This window comes from Nonomuraea sp. NPDC050540 (assembly GCF_044457485.1).
Classification (GTDB): domain Bacteria; phylum Actinomycetota; class Actinomycetes; order Streptosporangiales; family Streptosporangiaceae; genus Nonomuraea.
The window spans coordinates 55239-74710 of record NZ_JBITHA010000030.1; the positions used below are offsets into that span (position 1 = coordinate 55239).

Annotated in this window: 14 protein-coding genes and 1 pseudogene; 5 read left to right on the forward strand and 10 right to left on the reverse strand. The window is 71.8% G+C overall.

The window, feature by feature from the left end:
* The 5 genes from ACIBI5_RS51450 to ACIBI5_RS51470 all read right to left on the reverse strand — a co-directional run bounded on the left by ACIBI5_RS51450 (position 1) and on the right by ACIBI5_RS51470 (position 6677).
* The gene (locus ACIBI5_RS51450) at positions 1–2025 is read right to left on the reverse strand and encodes a DUF4132 domain-containing protein (RefSeq protein WP_397258713.1); all 2025 of its coding nucleotides are present in this window, start codon (positions 2023–2025) and stop codon (positions 1–3) included.
* 74 nt (positions 2026–2099) lie between these two features.
* Entirely contained in the window at positions 2100–3254 is a 1155-nt protein-coding gene (locus tag ACIBI5_RS51455) for a phosphatidylserine/phosphatidylglycerophosphate/cardiolipin synthase family protein (RefSeq protein ID WP_397258715.1), read from the reverse strand.
* A gap of 459 nt (positions 3255–3713) precedes the next feature.
* On the reverse strand, positions 3714–5030 hold the full coding sequence (locus ACIBI5_RS51460) for a sigma-70 family RNA polymerase sigma factor (RefSeq protein ID WP_397258717.1): 1317 nt from the start codon (positions 5028–5030) through the stop codon (positions 3714–3716).
* Positions 5031–5199: 169 nt separating this feature from the next.
* Positions 5200–5505: a hypothetical protein gene (locus ACIBI5_RS51465; RefSeq protein WP_397258719.1), complete on the reverse strand. Its 306-nt coding sequence runs from the start codon at positions 5503–5505 to the stop codon at positions 5200–5202.
* Positions 5506–5552: 47 nt separating this feature from the next.
* A complete protein-coding gene (locus ACIBI5_RS51470) occupies positions 5553–6677 on the reverse strand; it encodes an AMP-binding protein (RefSeq protein ID WP_397258721.1) in 1125 nt (374 codons plus the stop codon).
* A gap of 30 nt (positions 6678–6707) precedes the next feature.
* Between ACIBI5_RS51470 and ACIBI5_RS51475 the strand changes: the two genes are divergently transcribed.
* The gene (locus tag ACIBI5_RS51475) at positions 6708–7652 is read left to right on the forward strand and encodes an o-succinylbenzoate synthase (protein WP_397258723.1); all 945 of its coding nucleotides are present in this window, start codon (positions 6708–6710) and stop codon (positions 7650–7652) included.
* On the forward strand, positions 7649–9304 hold the full coding sequence (gene menD / locus ACIBI5_RS51480) for a 2-succinyl-5-enolpyruvyl-6-hydroxy-3-cyclohexene-1-carboxylic-acid synthase (protein WP_397258725.1): 1656 nt from the start codon (positions 7649–7651) through the stop codon (positions 9302–9304). The genes ACIBI5_RS51475 and menD overlap by 4 nt, the downstream gene beginning before the upstream one ends.
* A gap of 1 nt (position 9305) precedes the next feature.
* On the opposite strand, the gene ACIBI5_RS51485 is transcribed toward menD, so the two are convergent.
* Together ACIBI5_RS51485 and ACIBI5_RS51490 are read right to left on the reverse strand one after the other, a co-directional pair.
* The gene (locus tag ACIBI5_RS51485; RefSeq protein ID WP_397258727.1) at positions 9306–9875 is read right to left on the reverse strand and encodes a hypothetical protein; all 570 of its coding nucleotides are present in this window, start codon (positions 9873–9875) and stop codon (positions 9306–9308) included.
* 105 nt (positions 9876–9980) lie between these two features.
* Positions 9981–11267 (reverse strand): cytochrome P450, encoded by a 1287-nt coding sequence (locus ACIBI5_RS51490; protein ID WP_397258729.1) that lies wholly within the window; start codon positions 11265–11267, stop codon positions 9981–9983.
* Between the two features lie 116 nt (positions 11268–11383).
* Here ACIBI5_RS51490 and ACIBI5_RS51495 point away from each other — a divergent pair, with 116 nt between their 5' ends.
* Positions 11384–11641 carry a hypothetical protein gene (locus ACIBI5_RS51495; RefSeq protein WP_397258731.1) on the forward strand — a complete coding sequence of 86 codons (258 nt, stop codon included), beginning with the start codon at positions 11384–11386 and terminating at the stop codon, positions 11639–11641.
* Positions 11642–11645: 4 nt separating this feature from the next.
* Here the strand turns inward: ACIBI5_RS51495 and ACIBI5_RS51500 are convergent.
* The 3 genes and pseudogenes from ACIBI5_RS51500 to ACIBI5_RS51510 form a co-directional block, all read right to left on the reverse strand.
* Positions 11646–13705, reverse strand: a pseudogene (locus tag ACIBI5_RS51500) (dipeptide ABC transporter ATP-binding protein).
* Positions 13702–14574, reverse strand: coding sequence for an ABC transporter permease (locus ACIBI5_RS51505; RefSeq protein WP_397258732.1), 873 nt, complete (start codon positions 14572–14574; stop codon positions 13702–13704). Before ACIBI5_RS51505 ends, ACIBI5_RS51500 begins: the two are co-directional and overlap by 4 nt.
* Positions 14567–15547, reverse strand: a complete 981-nt coding sequence (locus ACIBI5_RS51510; RefSeq protein WP_397258752.1) for an ABC transporter permease — start codon at positions 15545–15547, stop codon at positions 14567–14569. The genes ACIBI5_RS51505 and ACIBI5_RS51510 overlap by 8 nt, the downstream gene beginning before the upstream one ends.
* A gap of 151 nt (positions 15548–15698) precedes the next feature.
* Between ACIBI5_RS51510 and ACIBI5_RS51515 the strand changes: the two genes are divergently transcribed.
* Both ACIBI5_RS51515 and ACIBI5_RS51520 read left to right on the forward strand, forming a co-directional pair.
* Entirely contained in the window at positions 15699–17294 is a 1596-nt protein-coding gene (locus tag ACIBI5_RS51515; protein WP_397258734.1) for an amidohydrolase family protein, read from the forward strand.
* The gene (locus ACIBI5_RS51520) at positions 17291–19453 is read left to right on the forward strand and encodes a serine hydrolase (RefSeq protein ID WP_397258736.1); all 2163 of its coding nucleotides are present in this window, start codon (positions 17291–17293) and stop codon (positions 19451–19453) included. Before ACIBI5_RS51515 ends, ACIBI5_RS51520 begins: the two co-directional genes overlap by 4 nt.
* Positions 19454–19472: the final 19 nt, after the last annotated feature.

The window sequence follows — 19472 nt, forward strand, 5'->3', positions numbered from 1 at the left end:
TCAGGGCGCCAGGATCTGCCGGGTGATGGTGGGGTCGGTGATGGCGGTGTCGCCGGCCAGCAGGAACGCCTTGCTGAGGATGAGCGCCAGCTTGCCGTCCTCCTCGAAGGGCAGGAACAGCCCGGCGCGCGGGTCGCCGGCGGAGACGACGCACAGGTAGGCGTCGTTGGGCTCCATGAGGATGTTCGCCGACCCCAGATGGATCTTGTAGGTGCGCAGATCCCCCCTGACCACCAGGAACCGATCGGTCAGGGCGCACCGGCCGGCGATCGCCGTACGCCCGATCAGCCGCGCCAGCGCGTCGCGGCGGACCTCGGCGGAGGGCGTCAGCGGCCCGAACGAGCCGTCGCGCCAGTAGTCCCGCATGCGTTCCGGCCCCTCCTCGGCCCACCGCTGCTCGGTCGTGATCGAGGCGACGGCCACGAACAGGTCGACGTCGCGCAGCGCCTCGCTGAACACCAGCGGCGGCACCTCCGTCAACGGCGCGTCCTGCCACCCGCCCTCGGCCCGCCGCTGGAAGGACACCCGGGAGGTGCCGGCCTGGGCCTCGGTGTACAGGCCGTGCCCCAGGCTCACCCGCCACCGCCCGCCCGCCATCGTGCGCCTGGCCTCGCCGTCGCCGCCGCCGTCCCACGGGCCCAGGAACTCCGCCTTCCAGCCCCGCTGCTTGAACAGCGCGTACAGCTTGCGGTAGTCGACCACGTGCCCGGCGAACCGCTGGGAGTAGATCCCGCTCGCCTCCTCGGCGGGCGTGAGCGGATAGACCTCCCTGAAGGCCTGCTTGAACGGCTGACGCAGCTCCTCGCCCAGCACCACGTCCCGCCATGCCCGCACCTCCTCCGCGCTCGCGCGGGCCGGATGCCACAGCCGCACCGGCACGTCCGGCACGCCCATCCCCAGCTCGGCCCGCCACACGCCCGGCGCGACCTCGAACTCCCAGATCAGCCGGTCGGCGACCGCGTGACCCTCCAGCCGCCGGTACGGCGGCGCCGTCTCCCCGGTGTATCCGGCCTCCAGCGCCCTGACCAGGGTGGCCCGCTGCGCCGTCGCCTGCCTGGCCAGCTCGCGCAGCCGCCCGACCTCGCCGGGATGCTCGCGCCTGACCGCCGCCGGGACCGCCTTGAGCTTCTTGTCCCCGTGCCACCACGACAACTCGACCGCGCCGTCGGTGGAGATCACCGCCGTGTGCTCGCCGACGGACTGGCGTACGCGGCCGTCGGGCAGCCGGAAGGCCACCTCCAGCCGCTCGGCCAGCGCGGGCTCGATGCGCTTGAACATGCGGTCGAGCTGCTTGGGCACCCCGGCGTGCCGGGTGGCCCTGCGGGCGGCGCGCAGCGCGGAGATCGCCTCGGGCGTCGGATGTTCCTCCACCGCGCGGGCGATCTCGAACAGCACCGCCTGCGAGGGCAGGGTCCTGGCCTGGGTGGGCGCCACCGCGACCCCGAGCAGCAGCGGCTCCAGCACCTCGGGCAGCCAGGGCTCGTCGCGGGAGAGCGCGACCCGCGCGGCCCGCCCGACGCTCCCCTTCTCCCCGTCCGCGAACGCCTTGTCCGCCTGGTAGGCGATCTCCCCGGCGTGGATCGCCGCGACGCGGTCGCGCGCCGCCTCAAGCGCCTCGCGGGCGAAGCCCGCATAGCCGGGCAGGCCGCGGAGCCACGCGGTCACGCCCTGGGGCGGCTCCTCTCGCATCACCTCGGCGAACAGCGCCCGGCGCTCCACGTCCCAGCCGAGCAGCAGGTCGAACTCGGTCAGCGCGATCGGCCCCTGCTCCCGGCCGAGCCGGGCCCGTACCTCGCCGTCCATGCCCGCCAGTCCCGCCGCCACCAGCGCGGGGAACGGCGCGTGGACCGGGAGCGCGTCCGGCAGCAGGAATCCGACCAGCTCACGTGCGGGCGCGGTCAGCCGCTCCGGCGCCACCCCGACCAGACCGGTGCTCAGCTGGGAGGTCACCGGCCAGTACGAAGGGTCGTTCGCCGACCCGCTGATGAGCGCGAACAGGCGCTGGGCGAGGGGGGAGAGCTGCATGCCGATGGTTCCCGTCCGCGAGGGATCTTGACAGTGGTGCGCCATCTATAGCAGCGGCCTCCGACAGATCGCGCTCAGGGTTTGCCGATGAAGCGTTCTCCGGCGGCCTCGATGCGCTCGATCTCGGTGCGGAAGAAGCGGGCCAGCTCCGCGCAGGCGGCGGGGTCGACCGGGCCTCCCTCACGTTTGGGCAGTTCCGGGTAGGGGCTGCCGAGGACGAAGATGTTCTCGTCGTTGTAGTTGTTGGCCGGCGCGGTGTAGTTGAAGGACCCCGCGATGACGACGGCCTCGTCGATGACCATGAGCTTGTGGTGCAGCTTGCCGAAGGCGGCGGTGCGCTTGGGGAAGTACAGCTCGATGCGGGCGCGGTCGAGGTCGTGGGTGGCGGCCCAGGCCTGGGCGCCCTGGCCCGGGTCCATGACGCCGGTGACGGTCCGCTTGGCCGCGGCCAGCGCGATCATGGCGTCGTCGATGCCCGAGGAGCCGGAGAAGGTGAAGATCGCGAAGTCGACCCGCTTGGACGCCTTGAGCATCTGCTTCATGATCTCCAGCTCGGGCGCGTGGTCGGGCGCGAACAGGATCTTGACCGGCACGCCGTTGAGGTTGAACGCCATGGGCACCTTGCCGTGGGCGCCGCGGCCGAACTGGCCGGCGCGCATCTGGGCGAACTCGGTGGTGTACTCGCGGCAGACCCGGGCATCGTTGAAGATCACGATGTGGTTGAGGTTGCGGTGGCAGTCGGTGCCGGTGAAGTTCGCCGAGCCGGACAGGATCGCGGAACTGGGCAGGGCGCGTTCGCGGAAGTCGCGGATGATGAACTTCTGGTGGAAGATCGCCGGGTTGTAGTCGGCCTTGACGTCGACGTTGCAGCGCAGCAGCGCGGCGAGGATCTTCCGGTTGGGTTCCAGGCTCTTGGCGCCGCTCTCCTGGCCCCACTGCACGCGAAGGCGGGCGGCGGCCTCGTCCTCCCCGGCCTTGGGGGCGATGTTCGGGAGCTTGGCGGAGATCAGGTAGTCCTGCTCCAAGACCATGCGGACGTCCACGCCGCGGAAGCGGGCGTCGAGGATGGCCTGGGCGATGGGCTCGGAGTCGAGCTCTTGGACGGCGATGTCGAGGAACCGCTTGGCGCCGCCGATGAAGTCGATGATCACCTGTTCGAGGTTGTCGGCCGCGCCCAGTTCGGTGGGCCCGACAAATGCCTCGATCTTGCCTCCGGCAAAGACGGTCATACCGTAAGTATCACACTACGGAACGTAGACATCTTCCCTGGTATCACCCCAACAACCCAACCCCCCTCAACCCATCATGAACCCCCCCGGCCCCCGCCCCCGGCCCGGCCTGGCCCCGGCCCCGGCCCGGTTTCGCCTTGGGCCCGGCTTCGCATCGGGCCCCGCCCGGACCCGCCAACCCGGTCCCGGGCCTGCCCGGACCGCGGGCCCGCCCCAGCCGCTGCCGCTGCCGCGGGAGCGGGCGAGACCCGGTGGGCCGGCGGCCGCCAAGGTGCCGGCCAGGGCGGTCGGCCGTGGGGTGCTGGGCCGGATCTGGTCAGGCTGCTCGCCTGGGCGATCGGCCGCGGGGGTCTGGTCAGGGCTTCTGGATGGTGAGGAGCGCCGGGTGGGGGCGGCTTGCCGTACCGGAAAAAGGGAAGGCCCGGCACCGTGCGGGGTGCCGGGCCTTTCCGGGGTGGGTCAGCTGGCCCAGTCCAGGAGCGGGCGCGTGTTGCTGGGGTGGCGGAGCTTGGACAGCGACTCCTTCTCCAGCTGGCGGATCCGCTCGCGGGTCAGGCCGAGGTGCTTGCCGATCTCGTCCAGGGTGTGCGGCTTGCCGTCCACCAGGCCGAACCGCAACGCCATGATCTTGGACTCACGCGGCGAGAGGTTGTCGAGCACGCCACGGAGCTGGTCGCCCAGCAGCTGGCGGTCGACGATCTCGGACGCCTCGGGCGAGTCGACGTCCTCGATGAGGTCGCCGATCGTGGTCTCGCCGTCCTCGCCGATCGTGGCGTTGAGCGAGATGGGCTGGCGGCTGGTGCGCAGCAGTTCCTCGATCTGGTCGGGCGTCTTGTCGAGCTCGACGGCCAGTTCCTCCGGCGTGGGCTCGCGGCCGAGGCGCTGGTGCATGTCGCGCTCGATCCGCGACAGCTTCGACAGCATCTCCAGCACGTGGACCGGCAGCCGGATCGTGCGGGCGGAGTCGGCGAAGCCGCGCTGGATGGCCTGCCTGATCCACCACATGGCGTAGGTGGAGAACTTGAAGCCCTTGGTGTAGTCGAACTTCTCCACGGCCCGGATCAGCCCGAGGTTGCCCTCCTGGACGACGTCCAGCAGCGACATGCCGCGGTCGGTGTACTTCTTGGCCACCGACACCACCAGGCGCAGGTTGGCCTCCAGCATGTGGTCCTTGGCCTGCCTGCCGTCCTCGATGACCAGCTCCAGGTCCGCGCGCACCGCGGCCGAGCAGTTCTGGTCGCAGTCGAGCTTGTACTCGGCGTACAGCCCGGCCTCGATGCGCCTGGCCAGTTCCACCTCCTGGGCGGCGGTCAGCAGCGTGCGGCGGCCGATCGACTTGAGGTAGGTGTGCACGGAGTCGCCCATGACGGACTGGTTGTCGTCGAGGTCGAGCGGTTCCTGCTCCAGCTCGGCGTCCTCGTCGGACATCGCCGGCTCGTCGGGCTCGTCCTCCGAAGAGGCGGCCTCGGACTTCCCGGACGCCTTCGGCGCGGCGCTCTTCTTGGCAGCGGACGTCTTGCCGGCGGCGGACGTCTTCTTGGCGGTGGTCTTCTTCGCGGCCGGGGCCTTCTTGGTCAGGGCGGGCTCGTTCTCCGCGGCCAGGCTCACCCCGGCCTCGGTCAGCTCGCGCAGGATGGAACGGCCCTCGGCGGGGCTGATGCCGGCCAGCGCGAACGCGTCGCGCAGTTCCGAAAGAGAAAGGTGACCCTGAGCTCGCCCTCGGTCAAGGAGCTGGTCGAGGGTCGCGGGCGGGGCCGCCACGGCGGTTCTGGGCATGAGGACACCTCCTCCATACGGAGTCGAAGCGATCAGGCAGTTTGTGGTGGGGCGGTGTGGCCGCTCGACGCACCAGTATCAATAACGTCATTCGCCGCCATTTGTTCCCGGACCCGGCAAAAAAGGGCGGACCGCGGAGAATGCGATCCACCCCACACCCTGCGGGAATTCACTCCGCCAGTTCGAACTCCCCGGGCTTGAGCTCGACCTCGGGCATCGGCATCGGCTCCGCGCCCTCCATGCGCTGCTCGGTCCAGTGCTCCAGGACCTTGGAGGGGTCGGGGTTGATGTCCTGGGAGACCACGACGCGGTCGGTCGGGGTGGGCGCGGGCGTGGTCTTCCCGACCTCCGCCCGGGTCTCTCCCCGGGCTTGGTCGACCCGGCCCGCCGAGGCGGCTGCCGCGACTGTGGCGCCACCGACGAGGATCACGCCGACGGCCGCCGCGGACGCCCACATCTTGCGGGTCTGGTTCATGAAGCGCTCCCTCTTTCTCTCGCCACCTATGACGCAGCCCGGCCGCGTCAGGTTCCGGTCCGCAACAGGGCGAGGTCGGTTTTACCGTTCGGCAGTAGCGGCAACCGGGGGAGAAGCCGCAGCTCGCGCGGGGCGGCGTAGGCCGGCAGCCGGTCTTTGGCGTAGGCGCGGAGCTGGTCCAGCGTGGGCGGGCGCGCGGGGTCGGCGGGGACCACGACCGCGACCACGCGCTCGCCCCACTCCGGGTCGGGGCCGCCGACGACCGCCACGTCGGCGATCTCGGGATGCTCGCCGAGCACGGCGGCCACGACCCCGGCCACGACCTTCTCGCCGCCGGTGTTGATGACGTCGTCGGCCCGGCCGAGCACGCGCAGCCGCCCGCCGTTCAGCTCGCCGAGGTCGGAGGTGACGAACCAGCCGTCCTCGAACGGCGCCGCGCCGAAGCGGTAGCCGGAGAACAGGACGGGACCGGCGATCCGCACCCGGCCGTCCGCCCCGATCTTGAGATCTACATTGTAAAGGGGCCGGCCGTCGTACACGCAGCCGCCGCTGGTCTCGCTCATCCCGTACGTCGTGACGATCCGCGCACCGAGCGCCCGGGCCTCCCGCAGCAGGCCCGGCCGGGGCGCCGCGCCGCCGAGCAGGATCGAGCGGAACACCGACAGGTCCGCACCCCGTTCCACCAGCCGGTGCAGCTGGGTCGGCACCAGCGACACGTGCTCGGCGCCCGAGCCCAGCACCGCCTCGGGGAAGAAGCCGTCGTGGATGACCGGCTCGCTGCCGGTCAGCACCGACCTGACCAGCACCTGCAGTCCTGACACGTGCGAGGGGGGCAGGCAGCACAGCCAGCGCTCGCCCTTGGCGGCCTTCAGGTGGCGCAGCGACGCCTCGGCGGAGGAGCGCAGCGCCCGCCCGGTGAGCATGACGCCCTTCGGCACGCCGGTGCTGCCGCTGGTCGCGATCACGACCGCGACGTCCTCGGGCACGCCTTCTCCGCCGGCCTGCCGTACCCCGTCGAGATGGGTGGGGCGCAGGGCCGTCAGCGTGGCGCCGGCGTCGGCGGGCGGCAGGGGGAGCACGGCGGGACCGTCGCCGGTCAGAGCATCGCGAATCGCCGCGAACAGCCGCGGACCGGGTGGCAGCGCGAGGGCGTGCAACGGTTTGCTCACCATGCTCGTAAGGTTAGTGGCGACAGTTCGGATATGAGTGCGGGGAGGGTCGTGGAGCGTTCTCCCGTCGTCTTCCGGATCCCCATGCGCGAGCGTTTTCGCGGGCAGACCGTCAGGGAAGGCGTGCTCATCCACGGGCCCGCCGGCTGGGGCGAGTTCTCGCCCTTCCCCGAGTACGGTCCGCGCGAGTGCTCGCGCTGGCTGGCCTGCGCCCGCGAGGCCGCCGACGAGGGCTGGCCCGCGCCCGTGCGCGCCGCCGTCCCGGTCAACTCGACGATCCCCGCCGTGCCGCCGGACAAAGCCTTCCAGCTCGTACGGCGGGCCGGCTGCGCCACCGCCAAGGTGAAGGTCGCCGAGCGCGGCCAGAGCTTCGCCGAGGACCTGGCCCGGGTGGAGGCGGTGCGCGACGCGCTCGGCCCCTCGGGAAGGTTGCGCGTGGACGCCAACGGCGCCTGGAGCGTGGATGAGGCGGTGCGCCGGTTGAGGGATCTCGGCCGTTTCGACCTGGAGTACGCCGAGCAGCCCTGTGCCACCCTCGATGAGCTGGCCCAGGTGCGCCGCAGGTGTGACGTGCCGATCGCCGCCGACGAGTCGATCCGCAAGGCGGAGGATCCGTTGCGGGTGCGCGCGGCGGAGGCGGCCGATATCGCGGTGGTGAAGGTCCAGCCGCTCGGCGGCGTGCGCGACGCGCTGCGCGTGGTGGAGGCGTGCGGGCTGCCCGCGGTCGTCTCCAGCGCGGTCGAGAGTTCCGTGGGCCTGGCCGCGGGCCTGGCGCTGGCCGCCGCTCTGCCCGAGCTGCCCTATGCGTGCGGTCTGGGCACCATGACCCTCCTTTCGGGAGATGTCGTGAAAGACTCCCTCATGCCGGTAGACGGACAGATAGTGGTCCGCCGCCCGAACGTGGATTTTTCGTATTTGTCGGAATTTGAGATCGAATCCCCCTCGTGGCTTCGCCGGATGCAGGAGGCTGCCCCGTGAACCCCGCCACCGCGCTGGCCTCCGTGCTGGTCGACGAGCTGGTGCGCTGCGGACTCACCGACGTCGTGCTCGCGCCCGGCTCCCGCTCCGCCCCCCTCGCGCTCGCCCTGCACGCCGAGTCCCGGGTCCGCCTGCACGTGCGCATCGACGAGCGCTCGGCCTCCTTCCTCGCTCTCGGCCTGGCCAAGCGTTCGGAACGGCCGGTCGCCCTGCTCTGCTCGTCGGGGACCGCCGCCGCCAACTTCCACCCCGCCGTCATCGAGGCGGGCGAATCGGGCGTACCCCTGCTGGTGCTGACCGCCGACCGGCCGCCCGAACTGCGCGGCACCGGCGCCAACCAGACCATCGACCAGATCAAGCTGTACGGCTCCGCCGTCCGCTGGTTCGCCGAGGTGGGGGTGCCGGAGGAGCGCCCCGGCCAGGTGGCGTACTGGCGCTCGCTGGCCTGCCGCGCCTACCAGCGCACCCTCGGACCGGCCGATCCCGGACCGGTCCACCTCAACCTCTCCTTCCGCGAGCCGCTCATCCCCGACGGCGACACGAGCTGGTGCGAGTCGCTCGACGGCGACGTCAACGGCCCGTGGGTGCGCGCCCGCGTCGCCCCGCCGCCCGTGGCGCTGCACATCCCGCCCACCCGCCGGGGCGTCCTGGTCGTCGGCGACGGCGCGGCCAACGTGCGCCGCTACATCGCCGCCGCGGGCATGGCCGGCTGGCCGGTGCTGTCGGAGCCCAACGGTGGCGGCCGCTACGGCGACCACGCGATCTCCACCTACCACTTCCTGCTCGGCACGCCCGAGTTCGCCGACGCCCACCAGCCCGACGTGGTCGTGACGCTGGGTCGTCCCGGCCTGTCGCGCCCGCTGCTGACGTGGCTGAAGCGGGCGCAGGAGCACATCGTCGTCGCGCCCGACCTGGCCCGCTGGCCCGATCCGACCCGCTCGGCCACGCAGGTCGCGCAGGCGGTGGAGATCCCGGTCGCCTCCGGCGACGACACGTGGCTGCACTCCTGGCGCGGCGCCGACCTGGCCGCCCGCGCCGCGATCGACGAGCTTCTCGACGCCTCCGGGCTCAGCGAGCCGCGCCTGGCCCGTGATCTGGTGGACGCGCTGCCGAACGGGGCGCTGTTGTTCAGCGGCTCCTCGATGCCGATCAGGGACCTCGACCAGGCCATGCGGCCCCGGCGCGGGATCCGGGTGCTGAGCAGCCGGGGCGCCTCGGGGATCGACGGGCTGGTCTCGACCGCGATGGGGGCGGCGCTCGGGCACAACGGGCCGTCGTTCGCGCTGCTGGGAGACCTGTCGTTCCTGCACGACCAGAACGGGCTGATCCTCGGGCCCCGTGAGCCCCGGCCCGACCTGTGCTTCGTCGTGGTGAACAACGACGGCGGCGGGATCTTCTCGCTGCTGCCGCAGGCGGCGGTGCGCGATCCGTTCGAGCGGGTCTTCGGTACTCCGCACGGGGTCGATCTCGGGTATGTGGCGGCGGCCACGGGGACGCCGTACACGCTGGTCAGTGACATCTCGGAGCTGGGCAAGGCGTTGCGCGGGGAGGGGCTGCGGGTGGTCGAGGTGCGTTCGGAGCGCGAGTCCAACGCCCTGGTCCATGCCCAGCTGCGTGAGGCCGCCCAGACGGCGATCCGGGCGGCGCTCTGAGTCAGGCTTGTGCCAGGGTCGCGCGCGCGGGTTCCGCCCGCCACAGGCCCAGGGCCAGCCAGGCCACTCCGGCGGCGGCGACCAGCAGGCCCAGCAGGTAGAGGGGTTCGGGGACGACGTTCCTGAGCGAGCCCGGGATCATGCCCGCCGCGTAGAGGACGATGGCGCCGGTGGGCAGGCCGCCCGCCCTGATGGCGGCCGCGGCGAAGGTGAGGACGCCGGCCATCAGCACCAGGGACGTCACCAGGAACGCCCGGCCGGTGCCCCCGGCGACCAGGGTGGCGACCGTGCTGCGGCCGAGGGCGGGGAAGACGAAGTGCAGGGTGTACTCGACGGCGAAGGCGCCGGCCAGGCCCGCGGCGTTGAGCGTGAAGCCGATCAGGCCGAGGCGGCCGGCCGTACGGGAGATGAGGAAGTAGCAGCCGGTGATCGCGAACAGGCCGGCCAGCGGAGCAAGGGGCGCGATCGCGTGGGTGAGCGCCGTCTCCGGCAGGACTCCGGCGCGGCGGGCGGTGTTGAAGGCGAGGACGACCGCGCACAGGAATCCGGCGGCGGCGGTGAGGCGGAACATGTTGATTCACTCCGATTTTTCGGGGCTGTGTCGCTCGTATCATGAGCGCCCGGACCCCTCCGGAGGAGAGCCGCGGGCCTGACGTAAGCAGCCCGAAAGAACCGGTCAGGACGGCGCCGGCAGCACCGTCATCTCGATGTCGTGCTCGGCCCACAGCACGAAGCGCTCCACCGGTACCACCGGATGCCCTTCGACCGGGCGGAAGGTGAAGCGTTTGAGCAGGACGGCCAGCACCAGCCGCGCCTCCAGCATGGCCAGCGACGCCCCTTCGCAGGCGCGCGGGCCGAAGCCGAACGGGATGTAGGCCAGCCTCGGCCGCTCCGGCATCCGCTCGGGTGTGAACCGGTCGGGGTCGAACCGCTCCGGATCCGTCCAGACGCGCGGGTTCATGTGCACCGCCCAGATCGGCACGAACACGTTCGTCCCGGCCGGCAGGTCGTAGCCGCCCAGCGTGAGGTGCTCGGTGGTCTCGCGGGCGCCATACGGGCCGGGCGGGTAGCGCCGCATCGACTCCTTCAGTGCCATCTCCAGCACCCGCAGCCGGCTCAGGTCGGCGAACCCGGGCACGTCCGGCACCCCCGCCAGTTCCGAGCGGATCCGCTCGGTCACCTCCGGGTGCGCGGCCAGCAGGTAGAGGGTCCAGGAGATCGCCACGCCGGTGGTGTGGTGGGCGGCCAGCATCATCGACAGCACGGTGTCGCGCACCCGCGCCGGTCGCTCGCCGGCCTCGGCCATCAGCGTGATCAGGTCGGGCCGGTCCGGCGGGCGCCGTCCGGCGAGCACCTGGTCGACCGCGTCACGCAGGAACGCCAGGCCTTCCCGCGCCCTGCCCTCCTGGTACGGCGTGCCGTACAGCTTGCCCAGATACTCCGACAGGACCTCTTCGAAGGCGCCCACCACCCGCCGGGGCAGTTCGCCCTCGTCCATCTCCATGCCCAGCGCGTACTGGCAGACCATGCGCAGGGACAGTTCGCTGAGCTCCTTCTGCAGCGCCACCGGCCCGTCCGCGGCCGCCCAGCGGTCGGCCATGCCGGCGGTCATGCGGGCGAAGGAGGGGTAGTGCGCCTCGTGCGACTTGCGCCCGGCCAGCGCGGAGAGCACGAGCTTGCGCCACGGCACGTGTTCCTCGGACGGCATCACCTGCAGGTTGCCCGTCTCGAAGAGCGGGGCGAGGAACTCGAACAGCTTCTCCGGCCGCTTGTCGACCCGCGCCACCCGTTCCAGCAGCAGGGGATCGGCGACGGACACGAGCCGCGAGCCGGGCATCCGGAACGCGGCCACGTCGCCGTAGTCGCGGTGCAGAGCCAGCTGGAAGGTGTGCAGGCCACCGGCGGCGGCGATGTCGTCGAGGTTGTCGCCCGCCGCGGACGGCGCCGGCCCCGGGATCACCATGTTCGCCACCCTCGCACACGCGTCTCTGCCCCGCTACCCCGGGGTTTGGCGGGTGATGCGGTAGATCGCCAAGTCGGGGATACTTTGTCGCGTTCCAGCTGTTTCCTGGAGGTTTTATGTCGCTGTGGAAGAAGCTCGGTCTCGGCCTCGTGGGGGCGTTCGCGCTGCTCGTCGTGGCCCTCATCGTGGCGATCGTGGTGCCGGGCGGCTGGAAGATCTCCCTTTTCATCGTCGGGGTCCCGGTGGCGGTGGTGTGGGTCGTCATCCAGATCATGGGGGAGTCGCACTCCTCCTCCCGCCGCGACGACCCGCCCCCGCCGCCGCCCGCCCGGCGCCGCCGTCCCGGGGACGAGCACGGCGAGCCGTGGCGGTAGGGCGTCAGACGACCGCGGCCACCTCCGCGTAGTGGCAGGCGGCCGGATGGCCGTGGCCGCGGTCGACCAGCTCGGGCGCCTGTTCGACGCAGATCTCCCGCTCGCCCTCGGTGAGCTGGGTGAACTTCGGGCAGCGGGTGCGGAACCGGCAGCCACTTGGCGGGCTGACCGGGTTGGGCACGTCGCCGCCGATGACGATCCGCTCGCGCGCCCTGGCACGTTCGAGCCGCGGATCGGGCAGCGGGATGGCCGAGATGAGCGCCTGGGTGTAGGGGTGGGCGGGCCGGTCGAACAGCTCGTCCCTGTCGCCGATCTCCACGACCCGGCCGAGGTACATGACCGCGACCCGGTGCGCGATGTGCCGGACCACCGACAGGTCGTGCGCCACGAACAGGTAGGCCAGGCCCAGCTGCTCCTGCAGGTCCTGGAGCAGGTTCACCACGCCGGCCTGAATCGACACGTCGAGCGCCGACACCGGCTCGTCCAGCACGATCAGCTCGGGCCGCATCGCCAGCGCCCTGGCGATGCCGACGCGCTGGCGCTGGCCGCCGGAGAACTCGTGCGGATACCGGTTGCCGTGCTCGGGGTTGAGCCCGACGGTGGCCAGGAGCTCGCGTACCCGCTCGTGGCCCTCCTGGCGGTAGGTGTCGTGGATGCGCAGCGGCTCGGCGATGGCGTCGCTGACGGTCATCCGCGGGTCGAGGGAGGCGTACGGGTCCTGGAACACGATCTGCATCCGCTGGCGCAGCCGGCGCATCTCCGCGGCGCCGGCCGCCGCGAGGTCCCTGCCGTCGAACAGCACCGTCCCCGAGGTGGGCGGCTGCAGCCTGAGCACGGCCCGGCCGGTGGTCGACTTGCCGCAGCCCGACTCGCCGACCAGGCCGAGGGTCTCGCCCCGGTGCAGGTCGAAGGAGACGCCGCAGACGGCGTGCACCTGTCCCGTGGTACGCGGGATCAGGCCCTTGCCGCGTACCGGATAGTGCTTGACCAGATCCTGCACCGACAGCAGCGGTGACCCGCTCATGCCGCACCTCCCTCGTGGTCTGCCGAGGTCAGGGCGAAGACGTCCTCGGGGCGGCGGCCTTCCAGGTCGGCCGAGAAGTGGCAGGCGGCCAGGTGGCCGGGGCCGGTGGCGAGCAGTTCCGGCTCGGCGGCGTGGCACCTGTCCTGCCGCATCGGGCAGCGCGGCCCGAACGGGCACCCGGGCGGCAGGTCCAGCAGCGACGGCGGCGAGCCGGTGATCGGGACCAGCCGCTCGCCCCTGCGGGCGTCGTCCAGCCGGGGCAGGCTCCCGATCAGTCCCAGCGTGTACGGCATGCGCGGCTCGTAGTAGATGGCATCCACGTGCCCGAGTTCCACCGGCCGGCCCGCGTACATGACCAGGACCCGGTCGGCGGTGCCGGCGACGACGCCGAGATCGTGGGTGATCAGCACCATGGCGGCCCCGGTGGCCGCCCGCGCGGTCTCCAGCGCCCGCAGCACCTGCGCCTGGACGGTGACGTCGAGCGCGGTGGTGGGTTCGTCGGCGATGATGACGTCGGGGTCGTTCGCCATCGCGGTGGCGATGACGACGCGCTGGCGCATGCCGCCGGAGAACTCGTGCGGGTAGTCGCGGGCGCGTTCCCTCGGCCGGGGGATCTGCATCATCGCCAGCAGCTCGACCGCGCGCTCGCGGGCCGCGGCGGCGCTGACGTCATGGTGCGCCCTGACCGCCTCGGCGATCTGGTCGCCCACCGGGTGGACGGGGTTGAGCGAGGTCATCGGGTCCTGGAAGACCATCGCGATGCGACCGCCGCGGATGGCCCGCAGCTCCTTGTCCGGCGCCCCGACCAGCTCCTGGCCGCGGAAGCGGACCGAGCCGCCGACCTTCGCCGAGCCCGGCAGCAGGCCCATCACCGCCATCGAGGTGACCGACTTGCCCGAGCCGGACTCGCCGACGATGCCGAGCACCTCGCCTCGCCGCAGCTCGTAGCTGACCCCGCGGACCGCCCTGACCAGGCCGTCCTCGGTCGGGAACGACACGGTGAGGTCCTCGACCTCCAGCACGATCTCGGGCTCGCTCATGTGCGCACCTTCCGCTGCGTCGGGTCGAAGGCGTCGCGCAGCCCGTCCCCGATGAAGTTGATGGTCAGGGCGATCACCACGATGAACGCGCCGGGGAAGTAGAACAGCCAGGGCCGGGTGCTGACCGCCGTGTCGGCCTCGCTGACGAGCAGGCCGAGCGAGGTGTCGGGCGGCTGGACGCCGAGGCCGAGGAACGACAGCGCGGTCTCGACCAGGATGGCGGCGGCCACGAGGATCGTCACGTTGACGATGATCGGCCCGAGCGCGTTGGGGATCAGGTGCCGGAAGATGATCCACCGGTCGGTGGCGCCGAGCGCGCGGCTGGCCTCGACGTACTCCTTCTCGCGCAGCGACAGGACGACGCCGCGCACCACACGGGAGACGTAGGCCCACTGCAGGGAGGCGATGACGAGGGCGACGAACCACCACGAGCCCGACGTGCCGCGGGTCAGGACCGCGGCGACCGCCAGCAGCGGCAGCGTCAGGACCAGGTCGGCGATGCGCATCATCACGCTGTCGGTGATGCCGCGGTAGTAGCCGGAGAAGGCTCCCCACAGGGTGCCCACCAGCCCGGCGAGCAGCGCGATGAGCAGGGCGATCTCGATCGAGCGCTGGGTGCCGCGCAGCACCTGGGCGAAGGTGTCGTGGCCGAGGTTGTCGGTGCCGAACGGGTGCTCCAGGGAGGGCGGGACCGACACGGCCGAGGTGATGTCGGCGTAGTCGTAGCGCCACAGCGCGCCGCCGGCGAAGGCCAGCAGGACGACGGCGGCGAACAGCACCAGGCTGGCCACCGCCGCCTTGTGCCTGAGGAAGCGGCGCAGCACCAGCTCGCGCTGGCTGCGCCGGCGGATGCGCGTGTCGTCACTCATAGCGGATCCTGGGGTCGAGGAGGGCGTACAGGAGGTCGGCGACGAGGTTGAACACGATGACCGCCACGGCCACCACGAGCAGCCACGCGAGCACCGCGTAGGCGTCGCGCTGGTTGATCGAGGTGACGAGGAAGTCGCCGAGCCCGCGCCACTGGAAGACCGTCTCGGTGATGACGGCGCCGGAGATCAGGGAGGCGAAGTCGAGCGCGGTCACCGTGGTCATGGGGATGAGCGCGGTGCGCAGCGCGTGCCGTACGACCACCCGCCGCCGTGTCAGTCCCTTGGCCCGTGCGAACAGCACGTAGTCGCTGTTGAGCACGTCGAGCATCGAGGCGCGCTGGAACCGGCTCCACGCGCCGAACGAGATCAGCGCCAGCGAGACCGTCGGCAGCACCATGTGGCCCGCCGCGTCGGTCAGCTGGGCCCAGGCGCCGCCGTCCACGACCACCGACTTCTCCCCGATCGTGTACACCACCTGATCGCCGACGAGCTGGTTGAGCGAGATCCCGCCCTGCTTGAGCAGCACCGCGAACCAGAACGACGGCATCGACAGGAACAGGAACGCGGCGAAGGTGAAGCCGTAGTCGACGCCCGAGTACTGCTTCACCGCGCTGAGCACGCCGACGACCACGGCCAGCAGCAGGGCCAGGACGACGGCCACCGCGATGAGACGCAGCGTGACGCCGAACCGGGCGGCGATCTCGTGGCCGATGTCCAGGTTGGTACGCACCGAAGGGCCGAAGTCCCCGCGCAGCACGCCGGTCATCCAGGTCCAGTAGCGCTGCAGCACCGGCTGGTCCAGATACAGGCGATGCGCCTCGACCGCGATGACCTGCGGGGACGGCGGCGGGTTGCGGCCCTTGAGACTGGCGAGCGGATCACCGGACATCGTCACGAGCAGGAACACGACGAACGTCGACGCCACGATCACCGGGATGGAGATCAGGAGGCGGCGGAAGGTGAAGGTGAGCACGATAGGGGTCACCGGCTCTCTGTGGCTGAGGTTTGGTCACCCAGTGCAGTCGTTCCGACTCGCCCGTACTTCGTCGGATGCGACGTAAGATCTGCGCCACTTCATCGGATTCGATGAACATTCGGTGGGCGTGACGTCGCAGGATGCCCGCATGTCGGCTTCTCTGGTGATTCGCGGTGGCACGGTTCATGACGGCGGCGGTGGCCCTGGGAGGGTCGCGGACGTCCTGGTCGAAGGCGATCGGATCGTCGCCGTCGGCCCCTCGGCGGGCGGCCACGACGTGCCCGTGCTGGACGCCACCGGGCTGGTGGTCGCCCCCGGTTTCGTGAACGTGCTCAGCCACGCGTACTTCACCCTGGAGAAGGACGGCCGTGGCCTGTCCGACCTCTACCAGGGCGTCACGACGCAGGTCTTCGGCGAAGGACTGTCGATCGGGCCGCTCACCCCCGCGATCAGGGCCGAGCTCGACGCGAGCTTCGGGTCGTTGGAGTGGGACCGGCTGTCGGAGTTCCTGGCGCACCTGGAGCGCAAGGGCGTGGTCCAGAACGTCGTCAGCTTCGTCGGCGCGCACAACCTGCGCATGATCGGCGCGGGCACGGACGACCGGCCGATGACCGCCGCCGAGCTCTCCCATGTACGCGGCGTCCTCGACGAGGAGATGGCCGACGGAGCCCTGGGCCTGGGATCGGCGCTCATCTACCCGCCCGGCTGCTTCGCCCCGACCGACGAGCTGGTCGCGCTGTGCGAGGTCGTCGCCCGCCACGACGGCATGTACATCTCGCACATGCGCAGCGAGGGCGACCACTTCCTCGACGCGGTCGACGAGCTGATCGAGATCGGCCGCCGGGCCGGGGTGCGGGCGGAGATCTACCACCTCAAGGCAGCCGGACGCGACAACTGGCCGAAGATGGCACGCGCCGTCGAACGCGTCGAGGCAGCCCGCGCCGCCGGGCAGGTGGTGACCGCGGACATCTACCCCTACCTCGCCGGGCAGACCAACCTCGCCGCCTCGATCCCGCCGCACTTCCACGAGGGAGGTCACGAGGCGCTCGCGGCCCGGCTGGCCGACCCGGCCGAGCGGGCCCGCATCCGCGAAGGGGTGCGCACGCCGTCGGAGCGCTGGGAGAACATCTACCTGGCCTCGGGCGGCGCGGACGGCGTCATGCTGCTGCCCGACCCGAAGGGGCCCGCCGCCGGTTACCGCGGCCTCAGCCTCGGGCAGGCGGCGCGCGACCGGGGCGCCGACCCCGTCGAGACGCTGCTGCAGCTGGTCGAGGAGGAGCCGGGGCTGCACGCCATGTACTTCATGATGGACGAGGACGTGCTGCGGACCGCCCTGCGCAACCCGTGGGTCTCCGTCGGGTCCGACGCCGAGACCTTCGCAGCGGAGCCCCCCTACACCGACGCGCCCACGCATCCGCGGGCCTACGGGACGTTCGCCCGGATCCTCGGCCGGTACGTGCGCGAGCAGGGGCTGCTGACCCTCGGCGAGGCGGTGCGGCGGATGACCAGCCTGCCCGCCACCAACCTGGGCCTGCGTGACCGTGGCCGCCTCGCCGTCGGCGCCTACGCCGACATCGTCGTCTTCGACCCCGAGACCGTCGGCGACCTGGCCACCTACGAGTCCGCGCACCAGTACGCGCGGGGGATGCGGCACGTGGTCGTCAACGGCCAGACCGCGTTCGCCGACGGCGCGCCCACCGGGCGGTTGCCCGGACGGGCGCTGAGGAGGGGGAGGTCGTCGTGAAAGAGCAGGTCGAGCAGGTTCTCGGGCCGATCGGCGCACGGGCCTGGGTGCACGCCGTCGATCTCGACAGCGGCGCGGAGGCCGGGTACGGCGAGTACGGGCTGGTCGCGCTGGCCAGCGTCTTCAAGATTCCGGTGCTGGTGGAGTTGTTCCGCCGGTTCGGGGACGGGCGGCTGTCTCCTGACGCGCGGCTCGACGTCCCCGCCGAGGGACGTTCGGCCGGGCCCACCGGGTTGTCCGTCATGGCCGACCCGATCGAGCTCTCGCTGCGTGACCTGGCGTACTGGATGATGAGCGTCAGCGACAACGCGGCCACCGACATCCTCGTCAACCTGCTGGGCATCGACGCGATCAACGCGACGCTGCGCGAGCTGGGCCTGACCAGGACCAGGGTCGACGGCACCTGCGACGACCTTTACCAGACGATGTACCAGGACGTGCCGGAAGGCGCGGGTCCCGACGCCTTGCGCGCCGCGCGGGCGGTCGATCCCGAGCGCACCCAGCACTCCGGTACGCCGCGCGAGGTCACCCGGTTGCTCACGGCCATCTGGAAGGACGAGGCGGCCGGGGCCGCGGAGTGTGCCGAGATGCGGCGCATCCTGGGCCTGCAGGCGTGGCCGCATCGGCTGCGGGCCGGGTTCACCGAGCCGGGGACGCGGGTGAGCGCCAAGACCGGGACGCTGCCGTTCTGGCGTAACGAGGCCGGGGTGGTGGAGGCCGATGGCGGGCGGTTCGCGGTCGCGGTGTTCATCAGAACCGAGGACCACCGCTACCGCCAGCCCGCCGCCGACGCCTGCGTCGGAACCCTCGGCCGCCTGGCCGTCGACCACCTTCGCGCATCCGGCGGCGACCCCCTGCGATCGCCCGTCGACCACCTGCGCGCATCCGGCGGCGATCACCCACGCTCGCCCGGCGACCACCTGCGCTCGCCCGGCGGCGATCACTCACGATCATCCGGCGACCACCTGCGCCCATCCGGCGACCAACCGCGCTCATCCGGCGAGCACCCGCTGTCGGACGCTCACTCGCGTTCGCCGGGCGAGTGCCTGTGTTCGGACGTGGACGGGCGAGCGTTTGCCGGCCACCCACACGCGTGCGGCGACCACCCGCGATCGGACGCTTCCGAGCGCTCAGACGCTCCCGAGCGATCGGAGGATGCCCCCGAGCGATCGGACACGCTCGTGTGGTCGGCGGACGCTCCTGTGCGATCGGCGGATGATCGCCTGCGATCGCGGGGGAGTGGCGTGCGGAGGCCGGGTGCGGTCAGGGCGGCCACACCCGAGGAGATCCGCGAGCACGCGGCCGGGCTCGGCGCCGAGATCTGGCTGCACGCGCGTGACCTCGACACCGGGAAGTCGGTGGGCGTCGGCGAGAACACCCCGGTGGTCACCGCCTCGGTCTTCAAGGTGCCGGTGGCCCTCGAACTGGCCCGCCAGGCGGCGGCCGGCGAGATCGACCTCACCCAGCGGGTCACCGTCCCGGACGAGGGCAGGGTGCCGTCGCCGTACGGCCTGGCCGCGCACCGTGACCACGTCGTCGCCTCCTACCGCGACCTGGCCCAGCTCATGATGGTCATCAGCGACAACGTGGCCACCGACCTGGTCCTCGATCGGGTAGGCAAGGACCGGGTGGCAGCTCTTCTGGCGGAGCTCGGTCTCGGGGGCACCGCCGTACCGCAGAACTGCGCGGAGATTCTGGCCAGTGTGGCGCAGGACCTCGGCACCGCCTACGGCGACGACGAACGCGAGCTGAGCGAGGTGCCGCTGGAGCGACTGCGGTCGTTGCGCGCGCTGGACCCGGCGCGGACCTGCCGCACGACGCCCGAGGAGATCACCCGCCTGCTGGCCGGCATCTGGCGTGAGGAGGCGGCCGTGCCGGACGCCTGCGCCCTGGTACGCGGCTGGATGGGCGCCCAGATCTGGCCGCACCGCCTGAGCAGCGGCTTCCCGGGGGACGACGTGGTGATCAGCGGCAAGACCGGCACCCTGCCGTTGATCCGTAACGAGGCCGGCGTGCTCGAGTTCCGCGACGGCGGCAGGTACGCCGTCGGCGTCTTCACCCGTGCCGCCGACCCCACCCCGAACGCCCCACACCTCGACACGCTGATCGGCTGGGCGGCCGCGGAAGCCGTCGCCCAGGTGCGCGGCGAGCGTCACTGATCCAACTCACCCCCTGTTT

Bases quoted from the DNA above. Each gene is read 5' to 3' on its own strand.
- ACIBI5_RS51450 (WP_397258713.1), bottom strand. From the start codon at position 2,025: ATGCAGCTCTCCCCCCTCGCCCAGCGCCTGTTCGCGCTCATCAGCGGG.
- ACIBI5_RS51455 (WP_397258715.1), bottom strand. From the start codon at position 3,254: ATGACCGTCTTTGCCGGAGGCAAGATCGAGGCATTTGTCGGGCCCACC.
- ACIBI5_RS51460 (WP_397258717.1), bottom strand. From the start codon at position 5,030: ATGCCCAGAACCGCCGTGGCGGCCCCGCCCGCGACCCTCGACCAGCTC.
- ACIBI5_RS51465 (WP_397258719.1), bottom strand. From the start codon at position 5,505: ATGAACCAGACCCGCAAGATGTGGGCGTCCGCGGCGGCCGTCGGCGTG.
- ACIBI5_RS51470 (WP_397258721.1), bottom strand. From the start codon at position 6,677: ATGGTGAGCAAACCGTTGCACGCCCTCGCGCTGCCACCCGGTCCGCGG.
- ACIBI5_RS51475 (WP_397258723.1), top strand. From the start codon at position 6,708: ATGAGTGCGGGGAGGGTCGTGGAGCGTTCTCCCGTCGTCTTCCGGATC.
- ACIBI5_RS51485 (WP_397258727.1), bottom strand. From the start codon at position 9,875: ATGTTCCGCCTCACCGCCGCCGCCGGATTCCTGTGCGCGGTCGTCCTC.
- ACIBI5_RS51490 (WP_397258729.1), bottom strand. From the start codon at position 11,267: ATGGTGATCCCGGGGCCGGCGCCGTCCGCGGCGGGCGACAACCTCGAC.
- ACIBI5_RS51495 (WP_397258731.1), top strand. From the start codon at position 11,384: ATGTCGCTGTGGAAGAAGCTCGGTCTCGGCCTCGTGGGGGCGTTCGCG.
- ACIBI5_RS51505 (WP_397258732.1), bottom strand. From the start codon at position 14,574: ATGAGTGACGACACGCGCATCCGCCGGCGCAGCCAGCGCGAGCTGGTG.
- ACIBI5_RS51515 (WP_397258734.1), top strand. From the start codon at position 15,699: ATGTCGGCTTCTCTGGTGATTCGCGGTGGCACGGTTCATGACGGCGGC.